Consider the following 23,690-nt stretch of genomic DNA (forward strand, 5'->3'; position numbering starts at 1 on the left):
GTCAAAATGACAATGAGGTCGTCATGAGTTTTTCCGTAGACGTGCTGGCGGGTATCGCCATTGAATTACAAAGCGGTATTGGACATCAGGACCGTTTTCAACGCCTGATAACCACCTTGCGTCAGGTGTTGGAGTGCGACGCGTCGGCATTGCTGCGCTATGAGTCGCGACAGTTTATTCCGCTGGCGATCGATGGGCTGGCGCAGGACGTTCTCGGCAGGCGCTTTACCCTGGAAGGGCATCCTCGTCTGGAGGCGATTGCCCGCGCCGGGGACGTGGTTCGTTTCCCTGCCGACAGCGATTTGCCAGACCCTTACGATGGGCTGATTCCGGGCCAGGAGAGCCTGAAGGTACATGCCTGCATTGGCTTACCGCTGTTCGCCGGTCAAAATCTGATTGGCGCGTTAACGCTGGATGGCATGGAGCCCGATCAATTCGATGTTTTCAGCGATGAAGAGCTTAGGCTGATTGCCGCGCTGGCGGCGGGCGCGCTGAGCAATGCGCTGCTGATTGAACAACTGGAAAGCCAGAATATGTTGCCGGGCTCGTCGACGGCCTTCGAGCAGGTGACTGAAACCCAAATGATTGGCCTGTCGCCCAATATGCTGCAGTTGAAAAAAGAGATTGAGATTGTGGCGGGATCCGATCTCAACGTACTGATTAGCGGCGAAACGGGGACCGGGAAGGAGCTGGTAGCTAAGGCTATCCATGAAGGTTCGCCGCGCGCGGTGAATCCGCTGGTGTATCTGAACTGCGCGGCGTTGCCGGAAACCGTAGCGGAAAGTGAGCTGTTTGGTCACGTAAAAGGCGCCTTTACCGGGGCTATCAGCAATCGTAGCGGTAAGTTTGAAATGGCTGACAATGGGACGCTGTTTCTCGATGAGATTGGCGAACTCTCGCTGGCGTTACAGGCTAAGTTGCTACGTGTGTTGCAGTACGGCGATATTCAGCGTGTGGGTGACGATCGCAGCCTGCGCGTGGATGTTCGGGTGCTGGCGGCAACGAACCGTGATTTACGGGAAGAGGTGCTGGCCGGGAATTTCCGTGCGGATTTGTTCCACCGTCTGAGCGTCTTTCCCCTTTCCGTCCCGCCCCTTCGTGAACGCGGCGAAGATGTGGTACTGCTGGCCGGTTATTTTTGCGAACAATGTCGGCTGCGGCTGGGACTTTCCCGCGTGGTGTTAAGTCCCGGCGCGCGTAGCCATCTGTTGAATTATGGCTGGCCCGGGAACGTGCGTGAGCTGGAACATGCCATTCACCGGGCGGTTGTTCTGGCAAGGGCCACCAGGGCAGGGGATGAAGTGGTGCTTGAGGCGCAGCATTTTGCCCTGCAGGATGAAACGCCGGCTCCCCAGGCAGAGGTTGTTGCGGAGATCCCGCAGCATCGCAACCTGCGTGAGGCAACGGAGTCATTCCAGCGGGAGATGATCCGCCGGGCGTTGGCGCAAAATAATCACAGTTGGGCGGCAAGTGCGCGGGCGCTGGAAACAGACGTCGCCAACCTGCACCGGCTGGCGAAACGTCTGGGGCTGAAGGATTAGATAATACCTGCCTGATAGAAATCCTGCAGGTTGATAGCACCGGTGAGTTTACCGTTTTCATCTACCACCGGTGCGGCAGTGATTTTGCGCTTCATCAGGATCTCTTTGGCGTCAATGGCGCGGCTCTGCGCCTGCAGCGTAATGCCATTATGGGTCATTGCTTCGCTAACCTGAGTGGTGAGCGCTCCGCCGCCAACCAGCCAGCGGCGCAGGTCGCCGTCGGTAAAGACGCCTTTCACCAGCGACTCGTCGTCGCAGACTGCCACCAGGCCAAGACCCGTACGGCTTAGTTCCAGCATCGCGTCCATGACGCTGGTGGTGAGCGTCACCTGCGGAATGGCATCGTCACGGCGCATCAGATGATGCACTTTATTTAGCAGACGAGCGCCCAGCGCACCCGCCGGATGCGAGCGGGCAAAATCTTCTTCGTTAAAGCCGCGAGCCTGCATCACGGCGATTGCCAACGCGTCGCCCATCATCAGAGTGTTCACGGTGCTGGAAGTCGGTGCCAGGCGCATCGGACAGGCTTCGCGCTCAACGGAAATATCCAGCACGGCTTTGGCTGCCAAACCCAGCGGTGAGGTCGGTTTTCCGGTCATTGCCAGCAGAGCGACGGATTTGTCTTCCAGGCGCGGAATGATGAGATCCAGTTCTTTTGCGCCGCCGGAGTAGGAAATAAACAGCATGACATCACGGCTTTCAATCATCCCTAAGTCGCCGTGCAGCGCTTCAGCCGGATGCACAAAAAAGGCGGGTGTGCCGGTACTGGCGAGGGTCGCGGCTATTTTTTTGCCAATATGGCCTGATTTGCCAATCCCGGAGACAATCACTTTGCCTTCGCAGTGGATGATAGTATTGGCGGCGCGGACAAAATCATCGCCCAGTCGTTCAGGCAGTCGGCTGGCTTCCTGTAGCTCCAGCATTAACGTCTGACGGCCCGCGTTCAGTAATGCATCACTCATTGGTTTCTCCGGTTATGATCACTTCAATCCCTTTTGCTTCCAGCGCCTGACGAAACGCAGGGTCGATACCCGCATCGGTAATCAGCTTGTCGACGCTTTCCAGACTGCACACAACATTGGGGCTTTTACGCCCAAATTTTGACGAGTCAGCCATCAGAATCACTTCGCGAGCGGCATTGCACATCGCTTTACTGACGCTAAACACCTCATTAAAGGTGGTCACGCCGGCATTGAGGTCAATGCCGTCGGTACCCATGAAGAGTTTATCAAAGCTGAACTGCTCAAAGGCGTTTTCTGCCAACTGACCGTGAAATGACGCAGATTTTTTGCGAAAGGTCCCGCCGGGCATCAGGATAGTTTGCTCGTTGTCCAGCTCTGAAAGGGCGTTAACAATGTGCAGACTGTTGGTCATGACGGTGATGTTGCTAAAGCGGGTGAGCATCGGCACCATCTGCAATACGGTGCTGCCCGCATCCAGAATAATCGAGTCGCCATAGTGAATAAAACGGACGGCGGCTTCGGCAATCTGCTCTTTTTTATGCGTATTGATTAGCGTTTTGTGATCGATTGGCGGGTCGGATTCGTCTTTATTTAATACCACGCCGCCATAGGTACGAATGACGGTTCCGGCATTCTCCAGAATGACCAGGTCTTTGCGAATGGTCGTGCCGGTTGTGTCAAAGTAGTGGGCCAGTTCTTCAACCGAGCATTTTCCCTGCTTTTGCAGGTGCTCCAGTATGGCCGCCTGTCGCTGACGAGGTTTCATAGGCGTGATTACCCTGACTTAATAGGTTGCAAAATGATAATTTCGCAAGCTATTAGCATTCACAACGAAATTATCCATGTTTCAGTTTAAGCGCCAATGATAGTGCATTCTGCGCTAACGGATCATGGGGAAAGATCACATCAGGCTGTAAATCATCAAGATGTTTGCCCATTATCGTGGCAATTTTACCGGGCCTGGCAAATACAGTAAGACCTTTCATAAATAACGAATCGGTAACCCGCTGCTGTTCATCCAGCGCGATGGCGACCACCACGCGGGGTTTAAACCGTCCACCGGAACGACCTACGCCAACCCGACCCCGCTGGCAGAGTTGATCAAACGCCCGGTTAAAGCGGGATATTTGCCAGCCACCGAGCGCCAGTTGCAGGCACCAGGCGATAGCGGCGACGGTAATCAGTGCGGAAACCATAATGTGCTCCTTTGATTTTGCCGGATGGCGGCTGTGCCTTATCCGACACAGATGTGTGTAGGCCCGGTAAGCGCAGCGCCACCGGGCAATCATGTTTCTTAGAACATCACCTGACCACCGGTCACGTTAATGGACTGACCGGTGCAGTAAGAGGCTTTCGGGCTGGCGTAAAACAGCAGCATGTTCAGCACGTCCTGATAATCGCAGCCGCGCTTAAGTGGAACCTTATCAATGTAGTACTGCTCGACTTCGTCTGGCTTAAGGCCAAGCTTGGTCGCATATTGCGGTAATAATGACTGGAACATCGGTGATTTCAGCAGATTGCCGAGCATCAGTGAATGCACGGTGATCCCGTACTCTGCCAGATCCAGCGCCAGCGACTGGGTTAAACCTACGCCGCCAAATTTTGCCGCGCTATAGCCTGAGTTGTGTTTACTGCCCACTTTCCCTGATTTGGAGTTGATCTGGATAATGCGTCCCTGGACGCCATCGCGGATCATCAGGCGTGAAAATTCACGTGCGCAGAGGAAGTAGCCGACCAGATTCACCTGCAGCGAGCGGTCGAAATCCCCAAGCTGAAAGTCGCTGATAAACGCGGCTTTTGCGATACCCGCGCTGTAAACCAGCAGATCGACGCGGCCAAATATTTCATCCACTCCGCGCGACAGCGCCAGCACACTCTGTTCGCTGGTGGCATCAGCGCCAAAACCGTAGGCGGTGCCTTCGCCAAACTCGGCGTTAATTTCCTGCGCGACGTTGGCGGCTTTATCGCTTTGGATATCCACCACCGCGACGCGGTACCCTTCTGTCGCAAGCCCACGGCAAAGGAATGCCCCCAGGGTCTGGCCTCCACCAATGACAACGGCAACCTGATTCATCTTTATCTCCTTAAATCTTAAGCAATAAACTTCAAAATACAGCCCGGTGCGATACCGTCCGGTACGGGGCCCGCAACGTGTACGGTGCCGGGAAATTCCGCTTCACTCAGTCCGTCAAAACGCAGAGTGATATGCCCCAGTTCACGTAAGTTTTGTTCCGCCACGCTGCCAACGGCTGTGACCGGGTAGTGATGCTGGCCTAGCTCAAATTGGATCCCAGCCTGCAAAGAGCCGTTCAGCTCCCCATGGCAATGGATGAAGCAAAATTCTTCGATATCCGCAGGCGCGCCTTCACGAAAGGTAATTAGCATCTGGTCGCAGAGTGCATCCGGGGCGCTCTGGCCGATGCGGGTGATGGTGGTTTCATAAATCACGGTCATTTTTGAGTGCCTCTTATTGGTAAATAAAGCCGGAAACAAACCAGGCGATGAGAACGGTCGGTGCGCCGGTCAGAAAACGACTCACCAGTACGGATGGCACACCGACGCGGACCGTGTCCTGGCGCGCTTCGGCTAGCGACAATCCGACTGGAATAAAGTCGCATGCCGCCTGAGCGTTAATGGCGAACAAGGCAGGTAGCGCCAGATGCGGAGGAATGTTCCCCAAACCAATCTGTACGCCGATCAGGACGCCGATAACCTGGGCGATGACCGCACCAGGGCCGAGGAAAGGGGACAGCAGCGGGAAAGAGCAGATCAGCGCCAGGGTTACCAGCCCCAGCGGATGGCTGGCCAGCGGTGCGAGTCCATGGGCAATCCAGTCCCCCAGGCCAGACGCCATAATGATGCCGATCAGCGCCGAGACGAACGCCATAAACGGCAGAATGGTTTTCAGGACGGTATCGATAGTGTCTCGCCCAGCCTGAAACAGAACCGCAACGGCTGAACCCATTCCCATGCCGACTTTTGCCAGCAGACCGTCGCTTTGTTCGGTAATTTTCTTGCTGGTGTCGTACTCGCGACCCATCGTGCTGTTTGCTGGCGTTGGCGCAGCGGATGCTTCACCGACGACGGTAATGTTTTCTTCTTTCACGCTAGAGACATAGATATCTTCGATAATATATTGGGCCAGCGGACCTGATTTACCCGTCGCGTGAATATTCACTGTTGGTATACGGCGTTTTGGATAGATCCCGCAGCGCAGCGTGCCGCCGCAGTCGATGATCGCCACGCCAATTTCGTTCTCTGGCGGCTCGCCTTCTTTGAAGCCATCAACGGCCTGCCAACCTGTCAGGCTGGCTATCCTGTCGACAATTGCGGGGCGAGTCCCGGCGGTGATATAGACAATTTTCTTGCCTGGCTCGGCATCCAGTTCAAGCGGGCCGCCCCAGCCGCCGGTGCCTTTTTCAATACGAATACGCGTCATGATGCTGCTCCCGCCAGATGTACTTTCTGCTCAAGTTGAATGCCCATTTTTTTCTCAAAGATGGTGGTGGTGAAATCGGTCACCCAGCCGCGGAAGAAGTTGGTCACCAGGCCGACCAGCAAATAGCTCACCGCCAGCGGGCCGAGCGGAAGACCCAGCGTGGTCAGTCCGCTGGCGATCCCCAGATAGACGAACAGCTCACCGGGGTTGATGTGGGGAAATAAGCCGTTCATTGAATGGCAGCTGTAAGAGGCGGCTGCGTAGTAGCTGGGCTTGAACTTTTCCGGCATAAAGCGGCCCAGGCTCAGCGTCATAGGATTACAAAACACAAATGTGCCGATGCACGGCAGCAGTAGATAGCGGGACAGCGGGTTTCCGGCGCAGCGCTGGGCAAAACGTTCAATACGTTGCTGACCGATAAAGTTAATCAGCGCATTCATGATGACCAGCAGACTGATCAGCAGAGGCAGAATACCGGTCACCATGCCGGTAAACACCTCTCCGCCTTTCTGGAACAATCCGATAAACCACTCAGCACCGAGTGTGATGGTGTCGATCATTATTCTCTCCTGTAGGGGTTTTAGTTATCTTGCCAAACGGTAACTAATTTTAATCAGATCGAAAGATTTAAAAGTGTTATTTTGATCGCAAAATGAAAGGTAAATATTTTAATTTGAAAGATTGTGCGTGAGAACGCGCAAATGTGCCGGTCAGGAGTGCAAGAGGGGGGAAATTCTGTGAAGGAGAGCGACTACTGCTTCCTTGTGTGGCGGAGGATGCTTTACCATACTTCTCCCAGGCTGAATTTGTTTAATGGATGTCTCATGTTCAAGCGTCGTTATGTAGCGTTACTTCCCCTTTTCGTATTGCTTGCTGCTTGTAGCAGCAAACCTAAACCTTCAGAGACTCAAACGACTACGGGTACGCCATCCGGCGGCTTCCTGCTTGAGCCACAGCACAATGTCATGCAAACGGGCGGCGATTTTGCCAATAATCCGAACGCGCAGCAGTTCATCGAGAAAATGGTGAATAAGCACGGCTTTGACCGCCAGCAGTTGCAGGAGATCCTGTCGCAGGCCAAGCGTCTGGACTCGGTATTGCGTTTGATGGACCGCCAGGCGCCGACGACTCAACCGCCAGCCGGACCTAACGGTGCATGGCTGCGGTATCGTAAACAGTTCATCACCCCGGATAACGTACAAAACGGTGTGGCCTTCTGGAACCAATATGAAGATGCGCTGAACCGTGCATGGCAGGTCTACGGCGTACCGCCGGAAATTATCGTTGGCATTATTGGCGTAGAGACTCGCTGGGGCCGCGTGATGGGTAAAACGCGGATTCTGGATGCGCTGGCGACGTTGTCGTTTAACTATCCTCGTCGCGCGGAATATTTCTCTGGTGAACTGGAAACCTTCCTGCTAATGGCGCGAGATGAAAGCGACGATCCGCTCGATTTGAAAGGTTCTTTCGCAGGGGCGATGGGCTACGGCCAATTTATGCCATCTTCCTATAAACAATATGCCGTTGATTTCAATGGCGATGGTCACATTAACCTGTGGGATCCGGTTGATGCTATCGGTAGCGTGGCGAACTATTTCAAAGGCCACGGTTGGGTGAAAGGCGATATGGTTGCGGTTCCGGCGAATGGCCAGGCGCCTGGGCTGGCGAACGGCTTTAAAACCCAGTACAGCATTTCTCAACTTGCCGCCGCGGGCCTGACGCCGCAGCAGTCATTGGGGAATCATCAGCAGGCCAGCCTGCTGCGACTGGATATCGGTACCGGTTATCAGTATTGGTATGGACTGCCGAACTTCTACACAATCACCCGCTATAACCACAGTACCCACTATGCCATGGCCGTGTGGCAATTGGGTCAGGCGGTCGCGCTGGCGCGCGTGCAGTAATCATTTGTTATCGGTCTACAGGGGCAATCCCTTGTAGACCGAATAGGCTATCCTGGTGCGTTATCCGGTACTCTTTTGAATGCGGTTTATCTATTTTCTGAATGCCCCTCGTAAAATTGTCTCCTCATCCCCATCTTGGTTATGAAAGTGCTATCTTGTCCGGCATATTTTTTTAACTGACAGAGGCTGAAATGACCGACAGTGAACTGATGCAGTTAAGCGAGCAGGTTGGCCTGGCGTTGAAAGCGCGCGGGGCAACCGTGACGACGGCGGAATCCTGCACCGGAGGCTGGGTAGCCAAAGCAATTACGGATATTGCCGGCAGCTCCGCCTGGTTTGAGCGCGGGTTTGTGACCTACAGCAATGAAGCCAAAGCGCAGATGATTGGCGTGCGCGAAGAGACGCTGGTCCAGCATGGGGCGGTGAGCGAACCTGTGGTGGTGGAGATGGCGATTGGCGCGCTAAAAGCGGCCCGCGCGCATTTCGCTGTTTCGATTAGCGGTATTGCGGGGCCAGATGGCGGCAGTGAAGAAAAGCCCGTGGGGACGGTATGGTTCGCTTTTGCCAGCGCGAGCGGCGAGGGGATTACCCGCCGGGAATGCTTCAGCGGCGATCGCGATGCGGTACGTCGACAGGCGACCGCCTACGCGTTACAAACCCTGTGGCAACAATTTCTACAAAATACTTGATACTGTATGAGCATACAGTATAATTGCCCCAACAGAACATTATCTATCACGTTTCGCGGTTTAACCCGAAAGCGGCATGACAGGAGTAATTAATGGCTATCGACGAAAACAAACAGAAAGCGTTGGCGGCAGCGCTGGGTCAGATCGAAAAGCAATTCGGTAAAGGCTCCATCATGCGCCTGGGTGAAGACCGTTCCATGGATGTGGAAACCATCTCCACCGGTTCGCTTTCTCTGGATATCGCATTGGGCGCGGGCGGTTTGCCAATGGGCCGTATCGTTGAAATCTACGGGCCTGAATCTTCCGGTAAAACGACGCTGACCCTGCAGGTTATTGCTGCCGCACAGCGCGAAGGTAAAACCTGTGCGTTCATCGATGCTGAACACGCGCTGGATCCCGTCTATGCGCGCAAGCTTGGCGTTGATATCGACAACCTGCTGTGCTCTCAGCCGGATACCGGTGAACAAGCGCTGGAAATCTGTGATGCGCTGGCGCGCTCCGGTGCGGTTGACGTTATCGTTGTCGACTCCGTTGCCGCATTGACGCCGAAGGCAGAAATCGAAGGCGAGATTGGTGACTCTCACATGGGCCTTGCGGCACGTATGATGAGCCAGGCCATGCGTAAGCTGGCCGGTAACCTGAAGCAGTCCAACACGCTACTGATTTTCATCAACCAGATCCGTATGAAGATTGGCGTTATGTTCGGTAACCCGGAAACCACCACCGGTGGTAACGCCCTGAAATTCTATGCTTCTGTTCGCCTGGATATCCGTCGTATTGGCGCGGTGAAAGAAGGCGACAACGTGGTTGGTAGCGAAACCCGTGTTAAGGTCGTGAAAAACAAAATTGCCGCGCCGTTCAAACAGGCTGAATTCCAGATTCTTTACGGTGAAGGTATCAACTTCTACGGCGAACTGGTTGATTTGGGCGTGAAAGAGAAGCTGATTGAAAAAGCCGGTGCATGGTACAGCTACAACGGTGAGAAAATTGGTCAGGGTAAAGCGAATGCCACTAACTGGCTGAAGGAAAACCCGGCAACTGCGAAGGAAATTGAGAAGAAAGTACGCGAGTTACTGCTCAATAACCCGGATTCAAAACCAGACTTCTCTGTTGATGACAGCGGTGAAGATGTAAAAGAAACGAACGAAGATTTCTGATAATCTGACGTTATCGCACATAGAAGGGCTGCATACGATGCAGCCCTTTTCCATTTCTGAAGGCTCACTATGACAGAAGCAACTTCCCGCCGCTCCGCTTATTCCCGACTTCTTGACCGCGCTGTACGTATACTGGCGATGCGCGATCACAGCGAGCAGGAACTGCGGCGTAAGCTGGCCGCTCCGGTGATGGGAAAAAATGGACCGGAAGACATTGATGCAACGCCGGAGGATTACGACAAGGTTATCGCCTGGTGTATTGAAAGTCGTTATCTGGATGATGACCGCTTCGTTCAGCAGTTTATCTCCAGCCGTAGCCGTAAAGGTTATGGACCCGCGCGCGTGCGTCAGGAATTAAACCAAAAAGGGATTTCGCGTGAAGCCGTTGAACGAGCCATGCGCGAGTGCGAAATTGACTGGGCAGGGCTTGCGCGCGCGCAGGCCATTCGTAAATACGGAGAACCTTTACCTGTAGATTTTTCAGATAAGGTAAAGGTCCAGCGCTTTTTGCTCTACCGTGGCTATCTGATGGAAGATATTCAGGCAATATGGCGAAATTTTGACGATTGAGCGCATACGGGATTTTACTTCCCAGTAAAGAAAACTTATCTTATTCCCACTTTTCGATTGCCAGAGGCGCAGTTTACGTGCCGATGCTGGTAATGACATTTCGTTAGCTTGATTTCTTCAGGATAATTATGAGCAAGAGCACCGCTGAGATCCGTCAGGCGTTTCTCGATTTTTTCCATAGTAAAGGACATCAGGTAGTTGCCAGCAGCTCCCTGGTACCGAACAATGACCCTACTTTGTTGTTTACCAACGCCGGGATGAACCAGTTCAAGGATGTGTTCCTTGGCCTCGACAAGCGTAATTATTCCCGCGCAACCACCTCGCAGCGTTGCGTGCGTGCGGGCGGTAAGCACAACGACCTGGAAAACGTCGGTTACACTGCACGTCACCATACTTTCTTCGAAATGCTGGGCAACTTCAGCTTCGGCGATTATTTCAAACATGATGCTATTCAATACGCATGGGAACTGCTGACCGGTGAAAACTGGTTTGCCCTGCCAAAAGAGCGTCTGTGGGTCACCGTCTATGAAACTGACGATGAAGCCTATGAAATCTGGGAAAAAGAAGTCGGCATTCCGCGCGAACGTATCATCCGTATCGGTGATAACAAAGGCGCGGCTTATGCTTCCGACAACTTCTGGCAGATGGGTGATACCGGCCCTTGCGGTCCGTGCACCGAAATTTTCTACGACCATGGCGACCATATTTGGGGTGGCCCTCCGGGAAGCGCAGAAGAAGATGGCGATCGCTACATTGAGATCTGGAACATCGTCTTCATGCAGTTCAACCGTCAGGCTGACGGTACCATGGAACCGCTGCCGAAGCCGTCCGTGGATACCGGTATGGGCCTTGAGCGTATTGCGGCCGTGCTGCAACACGTTAATTCCAACTATGAAATCGACCTGTTCCGTTCACTGATTGAGTCCGTGGCGAAAGTCACCGGCGCGACCGATCTGAGCAACAAGTCGCTGCGCGTTATCGCTGACCATATCCGCTCCTGTGCATTCCTGATTGCCGATGGCGTTGTCCCGTCGAATGAAAACCGTGGTTATGTGCTGCGTCGTATCATTCGTCGCGCGGTGCGTCATGGCAACATGCTGGGCGCGAAGGATACCTTCTTCTACAAGCTGGTTGGTCCGCTGGTGGACGTCATGGGCTCCGCAGGTGAAGAACTGAAGCGTCAGCAGGCTATGGTTGAGCAGGTTCTGAAAACCGAAGAAGAGCAGTTTGCGCGTACACTGGAGCGTGGTCTGGCGCTGCTGGATGAAGAACTGGCAAAACTGTCCGGCGATACACTGGATGGCGAAACCGCATTCCGTCTGTATGACACCTACGGTTTCCCGGTTGACCTGACGGCGGACGTTTGCCGCGAGCGCAACATTAAGGTTGACGAAGCGGGCTTTGAAGCTGCAATGGAAGAACAGCGCCGTCGCGCGCGTGAAGCCAGCGGCTTCGGCGCAGACTACAATGCGATGATTCGTGTTGATGGCGCCTCTGAATTTAAAGGCTACGAACACCTGGAACTGAACGGCAAAGTGACCGCGCTGTTTGTTGATGGTAAAGCGGTAGACGCGATTAACGCAGGTCAGGATGCAGTTGTCGTACTGGATCAGACTCCGTTCTATGCGGAATCTGGTGGTCAGGTTGGCGACAAGGGTGAACTGAAAGGCGCAGGCTTCGCGTTTGCCGTGAGCGACGCGCAGAAATATGGCCAGGCCATTGGTCACATTGGTAAGCTGTCTGCGGGTTCTCTGAAAATTGGCGATGCAGTACAGGCTGATGTTGATGAAGCTCGTCGTGCGCGCATTCGCTTGAACCACTCCGCAACGCACCTGATGCACGCGGCGCTGCGCCAGGTACTGGGCACGCATGTGGCACAGAAAGGCTCATTGGTTAACGATAAAGTGCTGCGCTTCGACTTCTCTCATACTGAAGCTATGAAGCCTGCTGAAATCCGTGCCGTTGAAGATCTGGTTAATGCGCAAATTCGTCGCAATCTGCCGATTGAAACGAACATCATGGATCTCGAAGCGGCGAAAGCCAAAGGCGCAATGGCGCTGTTTGGCGAGAAATATGACGACCACGTGCGTGTTCTGAGCATGGGTGATTTCTCTACCGAACTGTGTGGTGGTACTCATGCCAGCCGTACGGGGGATATTGGTCTGTTCCGTATTGTGTCTGAGTCAGGCACTGCGGCGGGCGTTCGTCGTATTGAAGCTGTGACCGGTGAAGGCGCTATCCAAACCGTGCATGCTGAGAGCGATCGCTTAAGCGATATTGCGCAGCTGCTGAAAGGAGATAGCCAGAATATTGGTGACAAAGTTCGTTCCGTGCTGGAGCGTACGCGTCAACTCGAAAAAGAATTGCAGCAATTGAAGGAACAGGCTGCGGCGCAGGAGAGTGCAAATCTCTCCAGCAAAGCGGTTGATATCAATGGCGTGAAGCTGCTGGTCAGCGAACTCGCGGACGTTGAGCCGAAAATGTTGCGTACCATGGTTGATGATCTGAAAAATCAACTGGGGTCTACCGTTATCGTTCTGGCAACGGTAGTGGAAGGTAAGGTTTCTCTGATTGCGGGTGTGTCTAAGGATGTGACAGATCGCGTGAAAGCAGGGGAACTGGTTGGAATGGTCGCTCAGCAGGTAGGCGGTAAGGGTGGTGGTCGTCCGGACATGGCGCAAGCCGGTGGTACGGATGCTGCGGCTCTGCCAGCAGCGTTAGCCAGTGTGAAAGGCTGGGTCAGCGCAAAACTGTAATAATTATAAGCGTAAGTCGACGCTGCGGACTTCAATCCGCAGCGTTTGTATCAACGCTATCGACAACGATAAAGTCAGGTTGAAGTTGTGTATATCGGCTAAACTTAGGTTTAACAGAATGTGATGCCGTGACTGCTTACACTTAGGTGTTTGTCATCGCTTACTTTTTGGCGTTATATGATGGATAATGCCGGGATACAGAGAGACCCGACTCTTTTAATCTTTCAAGGAGCAAAGAATGCTGATTCTGACTCGTCGAGTTGGTGAGACCCTCATGATAGGCGATGAGGTCACCGTGACAGTTTTAGGGGTGAAGGGCAACCAGGTGCGCATTGGCGTAAACGCCCCGAAAGAAGTTTCTGTCCATCGTGAAGAGATCTACCAGCGTATCCAGGCTGAAAAATCCCAGCAGTCCAGTTACTAAGGTTTTCGCGTCTCACCTTTCTGGTGAGGCGCAACCTGATTGAATTATCCCTTTTCTTCTCTTTTCTTCTTCGTCTTCCTCATTTTTTCGATTCTCATCCGCGTATTGCCTTTCCCTGCGATTTTTCCGTTTGTTCATTGCCTCAGGAAATTGCCAATTTATCTGTTGATAAAACACTCTTTTTGCCGTTTTTGCAGACTAATTGCGCGTGAAATGTGCAAACGATAAAAGCGCTGGAAAAATTGTTTGACTTATAAGTCCCAGAAAGTAATATGTGCGCCACGCAGCGACGATGAGCAGAAACAAGTTCTTCGAAGCACTCGCAAGAGGCGTGTTGGTGAGGTGGCCGAGAGGCTGAAGGCGCTCCCCTGCTAAGGGAGTATGCGGTCAAAAGCTGCATCCGGGGTTCGAATCCCCGCCTCACCGCCATTTGCATCCGTAGCTCAGCTGGATAGAGTACTCGGCTACGAACCGAGCGGTCGGAGGTTCGAATCCTCCCGGATGCACCATCTTCTCTGCAATAGCGCATTAGCGTTGTTACAGAAAATCGATATCACTTTAGCAGCGATATCAAATCTGCAGTAAGTAAGTTTCCCTGATGCATCCGTAGCTCAGCTGGATAGAGTACTCGGCTACGAACCGAGCGGTCGGAGGTTCGAATCCTCCCGGATGCACCATCTTCTCCGAGATAACAGCAAAACTGTTGTTTCATGGTCTGCGAGATAATCGCGAGCACCAGGGAGGATAACGTTGCTTCAGCAACGGCCCACAGGGCGAGGCGCAGCCGAGTAATCCTCCCGGATGCACCATCTCTTACTTGATATCGCTCATTACGATATCAATATCGGCAGTAAAGCAAGTTTCCCGATGCATCCGTAGCTCAGCTGGATAGAGTACTCGGCTACGAACCGAGCGGTCGGAGGTTCGAATCCTCCCGGATGCACCATCTTCTCCGAGATAACAGTAAAACTGTTGTTTCATGGTCTGCGAGATAATCGCGAGCACCAGGGAGGATAACGTTGCTTCAGCAACGGCCCGCAGGGCGAGGCGCAGCCGAGTAATCCTCCCGGATGCACCATCTTACTTGATAGCGCTTTAGCAGCGACATCAAGTCTGCAGTAAAGCAAGTTTCCCTGATGCATCCGTAGCTCAGCTGGATAGAGTACTCGGCTACGAACCGAGCGGTCGGAGGTTCGAATCCTCCCGGATGCACCATCTTCTCCGAGATAACAGCAACACTGTTGTTTCATGGTCTGCGAGATAATCGTGAGCACCAGGGATGATAACGTTGCTTCAGCAACGGCCCCAGGGCGAGGGGCAGCCGAGTAATCCTCCCGGATGCACCATCTTCTCTCCTTTGAATCATTTCCACATACTCCCGGAACACCCCTTAATTCGCTGTCAGCGACAAAATCAATCAATTACGATAAAATAACGTCTGGTCATTCGGCTTGTGAGAAGACGATGTACGAACGTTATGCGGGTTTGATTTTTGATATGGATGGCACCATCCTGGATACCGAGCCAACGCACCGTAAGGCGTGGCATGAGGTATTAGGGCATTATGGATTACGTTTTGATGAACAAGCCATGGTCGCCCTCAATGGCTCCCCAACGTGGCGTATTGCCCAGTCGGTAATTGAATTGAATCATGCCGATCTTGACCCTCATGCATTGGCGCGTGAAAAAACCGACAAGGTGAGAAGTATGCTGCTGGAGAGCGTCCAGCCTTTGCCATTGGTTGACGTCGTGAAAGCCTGGCATGGTCGTCGTCCTATGTCGGTAGGTACGGGGAGTGAAAGCGCGATTGCGGAAGCTCTGCTCGCACACCTTGGGCTGCGTCGCTATTTTGATGCTGTAGTCGCAGCCGATCACGTACAACACCATAAACCTGCTCCTGATACGTTTTTGCTCTGTGCCGAACGTATGGGTGTTGCTCCGGCGCGCTGTGTCGTATTTGAAGATGCCGATTTTGGGCTGCAGGCGGCGCGTGCCGCAGGAATGGACGCGGTGGATGTCCGGTTATTGTGAGTGATGGACTATCGCTCCTGTCACTGTTTGCCAGCAGTTTTCTCAGCGCTACGCTATTACCCGGCAATTCTGAAGTTGTTTTAGTTGCTTTGCTGGTCTCTGGGGTAAGTCATCCCTGGGTCTTAGTCTTAACAGCAACAATGGGTAATAGCCTTGGAGGGTTAACTAACGTTATCCTTGGGCGTTTCTTTCCATTGCGTAAAACATCGCGCTGGCAAGAAAAAGCCACTGGCTGGCTGCGGCGCTATGGCGCTGTCACACTATTATTAAGCTGGATGCCGGTTGTGGGTGATTTACTGTGCCTGTTAGCTGGATGGATGCGCATCTCGTGGGGTCCAGTACTTTTTTTCTTATGCCTTGGCAAGGCGCTGCGCTATGTAGTTGTCGCAGCGGTTACGACGCAAGGCATTATGTGGTGGCACTAATTGTGTTGTGAGATAGCCTTCAGGGTAACCAATACCATTATGCTAATTAAAACGATTTTGACAGGCGGGAGGTCAATTTGATCCCGGACGTATCACAGGCGCTGGCCTGGCTGGAAAACCATCCTCAGGCGTTAAAGGGGATTCAACGTGGGCTGGAGCGCGAAACGCTGCGCGTTAATGCAGATGGGTCATTAGCAACGACAGGCCATCCTGAGGTGTTAGGCTCAGCGCTAACGCATAAATGGATAACCACTGACTTTGCCGAAGCACTGCTGGAGTTTATTACGCCTCCAGGCGACGACATTGAGAAAATGCTCACGTTCATGCGCGACCTGCATCGGTATACCGCCAGAAACCTGGGCGACGAGCGTATGTGGCCGTTGAGCATGCCTTGCTATATTGCCGAAGGCCAGGATATCGAACTGGCGCAGTACGGTACGTCGAATACCGGTCGTCTGAAAACGCTGTACCGTGAAGGCCTCAAAAACCGTTACGGCGCGTTGATGCAGACTATCTCCGGCGTACACTACAATTTCTCATTGCCGATGGCTTTCTGGCAGGCGAAATGTGGCGTAACGGACGGCGAAGATGCTAAAGAGAAGATCTCCGCGGGTTACTTCCGTCTGATCCGCAACTACTACCGATTTGGTTGGGTGATCCCGTATCTGTTTGGCGCCTCTCCGGCCATTTGTTCCTCTTTCCTGCAAGGAAAACCGACAACCCTGCCGTTTGAAAAAACCGACTGTGGGATGTATTACCTGCCGTATGCGACGTCGCTGCGCCTGAGTGATTTGGGCTATACCAATAAGTCGCAAAGCAATCTCGGAATTACGTTTAACGATTTGCATGAGTATGTGGCAGGATTAAAGCGCGCGATTAAAACCCCTTCCGAGGAGTACGCGGCGATCGGTCTGGAGAAGGACGGTAAGCGTCTGCAAATCAACAGCAACGTTCTGCAGATTGAAAATGAGCTGTATGCGCCTATTCGCCCGAAACGCGTCACTCGTCGTGGCGAAACGCCTTCTGACGCGCTTCTACGTGGCGGTATTGAGTACATCGAAGTTCGCTCACTGGATATCAACCCGTTCTCACCGATCGGCGTGGACGAGCAGCAGGTGCGCTTCCTCGATCTGTTTATGGTCTGGTGTGCGCTGGCCGATGCCCCGGAAATGAGCAGTGATGAATTGCTGTGTACGCGTAAAAACTGGAATCGGGTGATTCTCGAAGGTCGTAAGCCTGGGCTGACGTTAGGTATTGGCTGTGAAACAGCCCAGTTCCCGCTGCCTAAGGTAGGGAAAGATCTGTTCCGTGATCTGAAACGCGTGGCACAAACGCTGGACAGCATCGATGGGGGAGAGGAGTATCAAAAGGTCTGTGATGAACTGGTTGCCTGTTTTGACAACCCAGAACTGACTTTCTCTGCCCGCATCCTACGGTCTATGATTGATGAAGGCATTGGCGGCACGGGTAAAGCGCTGGGTGAGGCTTACCGAAATCTGCTGCGTGAAGAGCCGTTAGAAATATTGCAGGAAGCGGAATTTATTGCTGAAACCGAGGCTTCAAAGCGTCGTCAGCAGGAGATCGAAGCGGCTGATACTGAGCCGTTTAGCGTGTGGCTGGAAAAGCACGCTTGATACAAAAGAAAAAGGCCACTCGGGAGTGGCCAAAATTTCATCTCTGAAAACAGGGATGATGATAACAAATGCGCGTCTTTCATATACTCAGACTCGCCCCGGAACAAAGAGTTCAGATTATTTTCAAAAAATTTATCGGAGGTGGCTAAATGCCGTTGTTAGATAGTTTTACTGTCGATCACACCCGGATGGAAGCTCCCGCGGTCCGGGTTGCAAAAACGATGAACACCCCGCATGGCGACGCAATCACCGTGTTTGATCTGCGTTTCTGCATTCCGAACAAAGAAGTGATGCCTGAGAAAGGTATCCACACGCTGGAACACCTGTTTGCAGGTTTTATGCGTAACCATCTCAACGGCAACGGCGTGGAGATTATCGATATCTCTCCGATGGGATGCCGCACTGGCTTTTACATGAGCCTGATTGGTACGCCAGACGAGCAGCGTGTTGCCGACGCGTGGAAAGCGGCGATGGCGGACGTGCTGAAAGTGCAGGATCAAAACCAGATCCCGGAGCTGAACGTTTACCAGTGTGGCACGTATCAGATGCACTCTCTTAGCGAAGCACAGGATATCGCACGTCATATTCTGGAGCATGATGTACGCGTTAACAGCAATGAAGAGCTGGCGCTGCCGAAAGAGAAACTGCAGGAACTGCATATTTAGTCATACTGATTAGTTGTTCCAGTATTTAAATTAACCCCGGCTTATAACCGGGGTTTTTTATTGCCCCTCCTCCTAAACCACCTCCCTGGTAGGTAATGCCAGTCAGTTAAGCATTATGGAGAATATGTGATTTCGGCTCAGGGTTCCGTTCACCTCAGCAATATCAATTCTCTGAGGCTCAGACACCTGTGAACGTGCAAGAGAGGCTCACCGCCGCCTCCCTTGCATCCCTGGCTCCCGGCGGGAAAATCGTCGCTGCGCGATTCATTCGTCTTATGCCGTCTGCCTTCGGGTCGGGGTCGGGCCTGCGTCCCTGCAGGCCGCACCCTCTGCCCGCATCCCTGCGGGCAGACCCGGTCAGCCGTCAACGCCTCATCGATTTTCAGCCGGAACGGGGTCATCGCTGCAACGCACTGACTTCCAGTTAACTCTGTTTTGCTGTTCAGATAAAAAACGCAGGTGGTCAGGTGTGGGCTGGTCCGGCTGAAAATTGCCGCCGTGTTTCCGTAAGGCCGGGAGAACCCGCAGGGATGCGGGTTCAGGGCGCGTTTTGCAGGGACGCTTCCTCGCGCCCGCCCCGGTAGCCTGAAGGAATAAGCGGAGGGTATTGCGTAGCAACAATTTTCCCATCGGGAGCCGGGATTGTTAAGGGTACGGCGATAGTACCCTTAACACGTTCACAGGTCGTATTGCCTCAGAGAAGTGACAAACATAAGGTGAACGTAGCAATATACCGGAGGCAACAGATTCATTACCTCTGTATGTGCCACTCATCCTCGTTAACTAACAAGCATTACTCCTAGGGGGACAATAAAAAAGGGATCCGCAGATCCCTTTTATCAGATATTTAGTGCGCGCCACCGCCGCCACCGCCCGCACCGAAGGGTGGCTTGGCAAACCACACCAGGCCAAGCAAGACCAGGAAGATCCCCGCCGACATCCAGAAGATTTCGTTGGCGGAAATAATCAGCCCCTGATTGGTGATCTGCTGGGCTATCCAGCCTGACGCTTGCTGATGCGTCATCCCTAAATCCTGCAGCTTATCGTACATTGCCTGCGCATTTGGATTGTAAGGATTAACGGATTCCGTTAACTGCGCATGGTGAAGTGACTCGCGGTTAGTCCACATCGTCGTCGTAATTGATGTGCCAATAGAGCCGGCCAGCGTTCGCGTAAAGTTCGACAAACTTGATGCCGCGGCCAGACGCTCAGGCGGTAAGCCGGACAGCGTGATAGTCGTCAGCGGCATAAAGAAGCAGGCTACCGCGAAACCCTGAATAAACTGTGGCCAGGCCGATGCGCCAAAGTCCATACCCGGTTCGAACGTCCACGCACGCCAGTAGAAACAGACGGCGTACATAATAAAACTGAACGTAACTAACCGACGCATATCAAGCTTGTGCGCGAAGCGGCCGATAATCGGCGATAAGATCACCGGAATCACCCCAACCGGCGCTGACGCCAGACCGGCCCAGGTTGCCGTATAGCCGTATACCTCCTGCAACAGCTGCGGCAGCAGGACGATTGCGCCGAAGTAGAGCATATAGGCCAGACTGATACACAGACAGCCGATGGTAAAGTTGCGCGACTTAAACAGTGAGAGGTCGACAATGGGGTGCTCGTCGGTAAGCTCCCAGACGATCAGGAAGCTGATGGCGACAACGGCGACCACCGTCAGGATGATAATCTCCTGAGAGGCGAACCAGTCCAGCTCTTTGCCGCGGTCGAGCATAATCTGCAAACTGCCGATACCAATGACCAGCAGGGCCAGACCAATGGCATCGATGCGCCGCTGCTCGGTTTTGGTTTCCCGACCGCGCAGGGTTTGCAGAGTCATCAATACCACCGCAGCACCGATTGGCACGTTGATGAAAAATATCCAGCCCCAGTGATAGTTGTCGCTGATATAGCCCCCAAGAATAGGGCCGCATATCGGGGCAACAATCACCGTCATCGACCATAGCGCCAGAGCGATGGAACGTTTGGCGGGAGGATAGTTATTCAGCAACAAGCTTTGTGACAGCGGAATTAATGGACCGGCGACAATCCCCTGGATTACGCGGAAGAAAATCAGCATGTTCAGGCTGGTGGACATCCCGCATGCCCATGACGCAATGACGAAGGCGATAGTTGACCACATGAATAGCCTTACTTCGCCAAAACGCTTTGCCAGCCAGCCGGTGATCGGAATAGAGATAGCGTTCGCCACCCCGAATGAGGTGATCACCCAGGTTCCCTGGCTCAGTGAAGAGCCGAGGTTCCCGGCGATAGTGGGGATCGCCACGTTAGCAATGGTGGAGTCCAGCACCTGCATGAATGTCGCCAGGGACAGCGCGATCGTCATAATGACGAGCTGCGCGCCTTCCAGCGGTTTTTGCTGTTGCATCACACGCACCTTTGAATTAGCCCGCGTTGGCCTGCACGATCTCTTCGATCATCTTATTGACCGGAGCAAGGTTGATTTCCCGTGCATTACTTTCTGATACCGGCGTGGTGCGAACCTGGCTTGCCAGAATTTGTCCGTCACGATTTGAGGTATCTACCGTAACCAGCGTAGATAAACCGATACGCAGCGGATGCTGCGCCAGCTGCTGTGCATCCAGTTCAATACGCACCGGCAGACGCTGGACGACTTTGATCCAGTTACCCGTCGCATTTTGTGCTGGCAGCAGGGAAAAGGCGCTGCCCGTACCCATATCCAGCCCGACAACCTTACCGGTATATTTCACGTCATCGCCGTAAATATCGCTGATCACGGTCGCCGGTTGACCGATACGCATGTGCGCGAGCTGTGTTTCTTTGAAGTTGGCATCCACCCACAGGTTAGTGGCTGGAACAACCGCCATCAGCGGCGTGGTCGGGCTAATTTGCGCTCCCGGCTGCACGGAACGACGGGAAACATAGCCAGTCATTGGGCTGACGATTCTGGTTCGTTCCAGCGCCAGCCAGGCATTGCGCACTTCAGTGGCCGCCTGTTGCACGGCGGGCTGGTCTTCCAGCTTACTGCCGAGAATCATCGCCTGGTTGGCATTATATTGTTGGATCGCGACATCAAGCTGAGCCTGAGCGCTGGCGACGGCATCACGCGCATGTTGCAGCTCTTCGCGGCCAATCAGGTTGGCGTTGCCCAGCGGGACACGGCGATTAAAGTCGCTTTGTGCCTGCGCCAGCGCGGTTCTCTGCACTTCAATGCTTGCCTGTAACTGCTTGCTGTTGATCATCAACTGGTGCGTCTGACGCACGCTGGAAGCCAGCGCAGTTTTGGCTTTTTCAAATGCCTGCTTTGCGTCCGTCTGGTCGAGGGTGACCAGCACATCGCCTTGTTTTACAAAGTCAGTGTTATCAGCCCAGACTTTCGTCACGCTGCCTGATACCTGCGCCATGATTTGAACCTGGTTCCCTGCCACGTACGCATCGTCTGTCTCTTCGACATGACGCAGTACTAAAAACCAATAAATCCCATATGCCACGGCAATAATAATAAAGAGCAAGGTCAGAAGGAGCAGCATACTTTTACGTTTGCCATTCTTCTTGACCGGTTGCTGCGGGGTTTGAGTCTCCGCATTTACGCTCATGTTGTTCTCCACGATCTTCTTTTTTTTCACATCGGCTGAGCCGACCTGTTTATCAGACAGGCCAGCAGTATGCGTGCTGGCCTGTCGGTTTTTTCATTTATAAATCTGGATTTCTGAGCGAGTCGGCGCGTTAGCGCAACGCTTCTAATACCGCGCCATCCTGCTCCATCTGGTCAAGACGGGTCAGAAGTTTACGGGTAATTTGCTCAAGCTGATCTTTTTCGGTGGTGCTGAGAGATGACCAAAGCTGATGCAGGCAGTTATGCTGAGGCGGTAACACCTCTTGCAAAAATGCGTGGCCTTTCTCGGTCAATTGCAGATGCAGACAGCGGCGATCGTTATCGCTTTCGCGACGTTCGATCCAGCCACGTTTTTCTAACTCATCCGCAATGCGGGTTGCGTTAGTGCGTGACGAGCCAAGCGCGCAACTCAGTTCAGAAGGCTGAATACTGTGGTTTTCCTGAGACTCCAGCGTAATCAACGCCATAAACAATGTCTCGTTAATCCCTTGAGCTTTCAGCATCTTATTGCGGTTTTCCAGCAGCTTGCCCTGCATGTGCATGCATAGACGAGTCAGAAGCACTTCCTGATAAGGGAACTCTTCGTAGCGGCTGGCGCGAAATTTTAGCATTTGTTCAATGGGCGTAAACGAACTATCCATTTGGGTATAACCTCATTAATTTCAGCCGATATAGTAACGACAGTGACAAATAAAGTAAATGTATTATTTATTTAAAATGATTGTTTTTATCTATAAGACAATCAGCATTTTCCAGGCTAATCCATAGCCCAGAGCACTCAGTAAGGTTGGAATGATGATGCTGCGGGTCTTATAGAAGCTTGCGCCCAGTATGACAAACCCCACCAGCGTAGGCACGAACCGACGAGAATCGTGCATCACTTCTGGCGCGGTAGACACCACCAACAGGGCGCAAATTGATGCAATGCCAATGGTGTCGAGTAATATGCCCGTCGCGCCGCGCTTCGTCGGGCGAACATTGCCCACTCCAAGACGGAGCGGCAAATAACGAAAACAGTAGTTAACGCAGCCGACCAGCAGGCCAAGCAGCAAGACCTCATAGCTCATCGGGACCTCCCTGCCAAAATGACTGGATAAGAGCCGTCAGGCATCCGCAGACAATGCCTGCAAGGATAGCGGCAGGAATGGAAAACAGCATGACGCCAGCCAGCGCGCCGGTCAGTGCTGCAGTCACGCAGAGTGCTTGTTGACGCTGGAAAGAGGCGAGCAGGAAGCTCATGAACAGCGCCGGGAGCATGAAGCCCAACGCCGCTTCAACTGCCGGGTAATCCTTGAGTAAACCACTGCCGGAAAACGCGCCGATCACCGTGCCAAACACCCAGGAGGCCCAGGAGCATAGCGCAATGCCGATCATCCAGTTTTCACTCCAGCGCCGGTTATCCCGTACCAGCTTCGCGGTGGCGGCGGCAAAGACTTCATCGGTGAGGCCAAAGGCCCACAGCGCGCTTTTGGGTTTGCTCAGTCGCTGGGCGATTCGGCTACGCAGGGAAGGTCCGTACAAAACATGGCGTACATCCATGGCCATGACGGTCAGTGCGGCGACCCACAAAGAACTGCCTGCGGCGAGCATTGTGGTGATGACAAACTGGCTGGCTCCCGCATAGATAATGCAGGAGAAAAACACGCTTTCAACCGGAGTAAAGCCAAGGCGAGTGGCATTGAGACCAAATGCAAAAGCGACCGGAATATAGCTGATGACTATTGGCAGGCTGTCTTTGAATCCTTCAGTTAGCGTCGCAGAACTGGGTTCAGACTGGGATATCGGGCTTTCCATAGGGTTATAGGTTTCATTACCGAAATTAATATAAATTGGTTCAATGAGTTATAACCTTAGCAGACTGATGGGCTCCTTAACACCCTGCGGAGCCCAATCAACGG

23 protein-coding genes and 5 tRNA genes are annotated in these 23,690 nt (G+C 53.2%); 16 read left to right on the forward strand and 12 right to left on the reverse strand.

The genetic code is table 11. From position 1 onward, the window contains the following. Positions 1-23: 23 nt before the first annotated feature. The gene (gene norR / locus HV229_RS05765) at positions 24-1,541 is read left to right on the forward strand and encodes a nitric oxide reductase transcriptional regulator NorR (RefSeq protein ID WP_047499449.1); all 1,518 of its coding nucleotides are present in this window, start codon (positions 24-26) and stop codon (positions 1,539-1,541) included. On the opposite strand, the gene gutQ is transcribed toward norR, so the two are convergent. From gutQ to srlA, 7 genes are all read right to left on the reverse strand, one after another. Beyond that, the gene (gene gutQ / locus HV229_RS05770) at positions 1,538-2,503 is read right to left on the reverse strand and encodes an arabinose-5-phosphate isomerase GutQ (RefSeq protein WP_016157311.1); all 966 of its coding nucleotides are present in this window, start codon (positions 2,501-2,503) and stop codon (positions 1,538-1,540) included. The genes norR and gutQ overlap by 4 nt on opposite strands. Continuing rightward, entirely contained in the window at positions 2,496-3,269 is a 774-nt protein-coding gene (locus tag HV229_RS05775; RefSeq protein ID WP_181547057.1) for a DNA-binding transcriptional repressor, read from the reverse strand. Before HV229_RS05775 ends, gutQ begins: the two co-directional genes overlap by 8 nt. Before the next feature lie 70 nt (positions 3,270-3,339). Beyond that, positions 3,340-3,699, reverse strand: a complete 360-nt coding sequence (gene gutM / locus HV229_RS05780; protein WP_016154172.1) for a transcriptional regulator GutM — start codon at positions 3,697-3,699, stop codon at positions 3,340-3,342. A 98-nt stretch (positions 3,700-3,797) separates the two neighbouring features. After that, complete coding sequence (srlD, locus tag HV229_RS05785; RefSeq protein ID WP_003037345.1) at positions 3,798-4,577, reverse strand: sorbitol-6-phosphate dehydrogenase; 780 nt, start codon at positions 4,575-4,577, stop codon at positions 3,798-3,800. A gap of 17 nt (positions 4,578-4,594) precedes the next feature. Continuing rightward, positions 4,595-4,957, reverse strand: coding sequence for a PTS glucitol/sorbitol transporter subunit IIA (gene srlB / locus HV229_RS05790; protein ID WP_016157310.1), 363 nt, complete (start codon positions 4,955-4,957; stop codon positions 4,595-4,597). Between the two features lie 13 nt (positions 4,958-4,970). Further along, positions 4,971-5,942, reverse strand: a complete 972-nt coding sequence (locus tag HV229_RS05795; protein ID WP_080859125.1) for a PTS glucitol/sorbitol transporter subunit IIB — start codon at positions 5,940-5,942, stop codon at positions 4,971-4,973. Then, positions 5,939-6,502, reverse strand: a complete 564-nt coding sequence (gene srlA / locus HV229_RS05800) for a PTS glucitol/sorbitol transporter subunit IIC (protein ID WP_016154169.1) — start codon at positions 6,500-6,502, stop codon at positions 5,939-5,941. The genes HV229_RS05795 and srlA overlap by 4 nt, the downstream gene beginning before the upstream one ends. Before the next feature lie 264 nt (positions 6,503-6,766). On the opposite strand from srlA, the gene mltB reads away from it, so the two are divergent. The 15 genes from mltB (at position 6,767) to luxS (ending at position 18,197) form a co-directional block, all read left to right on the forward strand. Next, positions 6,767-7,846, forward strand: coding sequence for a lytic murein transglycosylase B (mltB, locus tag HV229_RS05805; RefSeq protein ID WP_046274844.1), 1,080 nt, complete (start codon positions 6,767-6,769; stop codon positions 7,844-7,846). A 191-nt stretch (positions 7,847-8,037) separates the two neighbouring features. Next, a complete protein-coding gene (pncC, locus tag HV229_RS05810) occupies positions 8,038-8,535 on the forward strand; it encodes a nicotinamide-nucleotide amidase (RefSeq protein WP_016154167.1) in 498 nt (165 codons plus the stop codon). A 92-nt stretch (positions 8,536-8,627) separates the two neighbouring features. Next, positions 8,628-9,692 carry a recombinase RecA gene (gene recA / locus HV229_RS05815; RefSeq protein WP_016154166.1) on the forward strand — a complete coding sequence of 355 codons (1,065 nt, stop codon included), beginning with the start codon at positions 8,628-8,630 and terminating at the stop codon, positions 9,690-9,692. Positions 9,693-9,761: 69 nt separating this feature from the next. After that, on the forward strand, positions 9,762-10,262 hold the full coding sequence (recX, locus tag HV229_RS05820) for a recombination regulator RecX (protein ID WP_016157307.1): 501 nt from the start codon (positions 9,762-9,764) through the stop codon (positions 10,260-10,262). A gap of 128 nt (positions 10,263-10,390) precedes the next feature. Next, entirely contained in the window at positions 10,391-13,018 is a 2,628-nt protein-coding gene (gene alaS, locus HV229_RS05825; protein ID WP_016154164.1) for an alanine--tRNA ligase, read from the forward strand. A gap of 238 nt (positions 13,019-13,256) precedes the next feature. Further along, the gene (gene csrA, locus HV229_RS05830) at positions 13,257-13,442 is read left to right on the forward strand and encodes a carbon storage regulator CsrA (RefSeq protein WP_000906486.1); all 186 of its coding nucleotides are present in this window, start codon (positions 13,257-13,259) and stop codon (positions 13,440-13,442) included. A gap of 336 nt (positions 13,443-13,778) precedes the next feature. Beyond that, positions 13,779-13,871 (forward strand) — tRNA-Ser (locus HV229_RS05835). A gap of 3 nt (positions 13,872-13,874) precedes the next feature. Continuing rightward, positions 13,875-13,951 (forward strand) — tRNA-Arg (locus tag HV229_RS05840). 91 nt (positions 13,952-14,042) lie between these two features. Continuing rightward, a tRNA-Arg gene (locus HV229_RS05845) sits at positions 14,043-14,119 on the forward strand. A 192-nt stretch (positions 14,120-14,311) separates the two neighbouring features. Beyond that, positions 14,312-14,388 (forward strand) — tRNA-Arg (locus HV229_RS05850). Between the two features lie 192 nt (positions 14,389-14,580). Then, positions 14,581-14,657 (forward strand) — tRNA-Arg (locus HV229_RS05855). 249 nt (positions 14,658-14,906) lie between these two features. Beyond that, complete coding sequence (gene yqaB, locus HV229_RS05860; protein WP_181547059.1) at positions 14,907-15,473, forward strand: fructose-1-phosphate/6-phosphogluconate phosphatase; 567 nt, start codon at positions 14,907-14,909, stop codon at positions 15,471-15,473. Continuing rightward, a complete protein-coding gene (locus tag HV229_RS05865) occupies positions 15,470-15,898 on the forward strand; it encodes a YqaA family protein (RefSeq protein ID WP_003825961.1) in 429 nt (142 codons plus the stop codon). The genes yqaB and HV229_RS05865 overlap by 4 nt, the downstream gene beginning before the upstream one ends. Before the next feature lie 77 nt (positions 15,899-15,975). Continuing rightward, complete coding sequence (gene gshA / locus HV229_RS05870; RefSeq protein WP_016154161.1) at positions 15,976-17,532, forward strand: glutamate--cysteine ligase; 1,557 nt, start codon at positions 15,976-15,978, stop codon at positions 17,530-17,532. A 149-nt stretch (positions 17,533-17,681) separates the two neighbouring features. After that, positions 17,682-18,197, forward strand: coding sequence for an S-ribosylhomocysteine lyase (gene luxS, locus HV229_RS05875; RefSeq protein ID WP_016154160.1), 516 nt, complete (start codon positions 17,682-17,684; stop codon positions 18,195-18,197). An 847-nt stretch (positions 18,198-19,044) separates the two neighbouring features. On the opposite strand, the gene emrB is transcribed toward luxS, so the two are convergent. From emrB to HV229_RS05900, 5 genes are all read right to left on the reverse strand, one after another. Next, on the reverse strand, positions 19,045-20,583 hold the full coding sequence (emrB, locus tag HV229_RS05880; RefSeq protein ID WP_016154159.1) for a multidrug efflux MFS transporter permease subunit EmrB: 1,539 nt from the start codon (positions 20,581-20,583) through the stop codon (positions 19,045-19,047). A gap of 16 nt (positions 20,584-20,599) precedes the next feature. Continuing rightward, the gene (emrA, locus tag HV229_RS05885) at positions 20,600-21,772 is read right to left on the reverse strand and encodes a multidrug efflux MFS transporter periplasmic adaptor subunit EmrA (protein ID WP_016154158.1); all 1,173 of its coding nucleotides are present in this window, start codon (positions 21,770-21,772) and stop codon (positions 20,600-20,602) included. A gap of 130 nt (positions 21,773-21,902) precedes the next feature. Next, positions 21,903-22,433: a multidrug efflux transporter EmrAB transcriptional repressor EmrR gene (gene emrR / locus HV229_RS05890; RefSeq protein WP_003037300.1), complete on the reverse strand. Its 531-nt coding sequence runs from the start codon at positions 22,431-22,433 to the stop codon at positions 21,903-21,905. 90 nt (positions 22,434-22,523) lie between these two features. Beyond that, positions 22,524-22,859: an L-valine transporter subunit YgaH gene (gene ygaH / locus HV229_RS05895; RefSeq protein WP_016154157.1), complete on the reverse strand. Its 336-nt coding sequence runs from the start codon at positions 22,857-22,859 to the stop codon at positions 22,524-22,526. After that, positions 22,849-23,586, reverse strand: a complete 738-nt coding sequence (locus HV229_RS05900) for an AzlC family ABC transporter permease (protein ID WP_047358816.1) — start codon at positions 23,584-23,586, stop codon at positions 22,849-22,851. Before HV229_RS05900 ends, ygaH begins: the two co-directional genes overlap by 11 nt. Between the last annotated feature and the right edge of the window lie 104 nt (positions 23,587-23,690).

This window comes from Citrobacter sp. RHBSTW-00524 (genome assembly GCF_013747755.1).
In the GTDB taxonomy this organism is placed as follows: Bacteria; Pseudomonadota; Gammaproteobacteria; order Enterobacterales; family Enterobacteriaceae; genus Citrobacter; species Citrobacter braakii.

Excerpts from the sequence above, each read along its gene's own strand:
- gutQ (WP_016157311.1), bottom strand. The coding sequence starts at position 2,503 with ATGAGTGATGCATTACTGAACGCGGGCCGTCAGACGTTAATGCTGGAG.
- emrR (WP_003037300.1), bottom strand. The coding sequence starts at position 22,433 with ATGGATAGTTCGTTTACGCCCATTGAACAAATGCTAAAATTTCGCGCC.
- luxS (WP_016154160.1), top strand. The coding sequence starts at position 17,682 with ATGCCGTTGTTAGATAGTTTTACTGTCGATCACACCCGGATGGAAGCT.
- recX (WP_016157307.1), top strand. The coding sequence starts at position 9,762 with ATGACAGAAGCAACTTCCCGCCGCTCCGCTTATTCCCGACTTCTTGAC.
- srlA (WP_016154169.1), bottom strand. The coding sequence starts at position 6,502 with ATGATCGACACCATCACACTCGGTGCTGAGTGGTTTATCGGATTGTTC.
- yqaB (WP_181547059.1), top strand. The coding sequence starts at position 14,907 with ATGTACGAACGTTATGCGGGTTTGATTTTTGATATGGATGGCACCATC.
- srlB (WP_016157310.1), bottom strand. The coding sequence starts at position 4,957 with ATGACCGTGATTTATGAAACCACCATCACCCGCATCGGCCAGAGCGCC.
- emrA (WP_016154158.1), bottom strand. The coding sequence starts at position 21,772 with ATGAGCGTAAATGCGGAGACTCAAACCCCGCAGCAACCGGTCAAGAAG.
- recA (WP_016154166.1), top strand. The coding sequence starts at position 8,628 with ATGGCTATCGACGAAAACAAACAGAAAGCGTTGGCGGCAGCGCTGGGT.
- gutM (WP_016154172.1), bottom strand. The coding sequence starts at position 3,699 with ATGGTTTCCGCACTGATTACCGTCGCCGCTATCGCCTGGTGCCTGCAA.
- HV229_RS05795 (WP_080859125.1), bottom strand. The coding sequence starts at position 5,942 with ATGACGCGTATTCGTATTGAAAAAGGCACCGGCGGCTGGGGCGGCCCG.
- alaS (WP_016154164.1), top strand. The coding sequence starts at position 10,391 with ATGAGCAAGAGCACCGCTGAGATCCGTCAGGCGTTTCTCGATTTTTTC.
- pncC (WP_016154167.1), top strand. The coding sequence starts at position 8,038 with ATGACCGACAGTGAACTGATGCAGTTAAGCGAGCAGGTTGGCCTGGCG.
- csrA (WP_000906486.1), top strand. The coding sequence starts at position 13,257 with ATGCTGATTCTGACTCGTCGAGTTGGTGAGACCCTCATGATAGGCGAT.
- emrB (WP_016154159.1), bottom strand. The coding sequence starts at position 20,583 with ATGCAACAGCAAAAACCGCTGGAAGGCGCGCAGCTCGTCATTATGACG.
- srlD (WP_003037345.1), bottom strand. The coding sequence starts at position 4,577 with ATGAATCAGGTTGCCGTTGTCATTGGTGGAGGCCAGACCCTGGGGGCA.
- mltB (WP_046274844.1), top strand. The coding sequence starts at position 6,767 with ATGTTCAAGCGTCGTTATGTAGCGTTACTTCCCCTTTTCGTATTGCTT.
- ygaH (WP_016154157.1), bottom strand. The coding sequence starts at position 22,859 with ATGAGCTATGAGGTCTTGCTGCTTGGCCTGCTGGTCGGCTGCGTTAAC.
- norR (WP_047499449.1), top strand. The coding sequence starts at position 24 with ATGAGTTTTTCCGTAGACGTGCTGGCGGGTATCGCCATTGAATTACAA.
- HV229_RS05900 (WP_047358816.1), bottom strand. The coding sequence starts at position 23,586 with ATGGAAAGCCCGATATCCCAGTCTGAACCCAGTTCTGCGACGCTAACT.
- HV229_RS05775 (WP_181547057.1), bottom strand. The coding sequence starts at position 3,269 with ATGAAACCTCGTCAGCGACAGGCGGCCATACTGGAGCACCTGCAAAAG.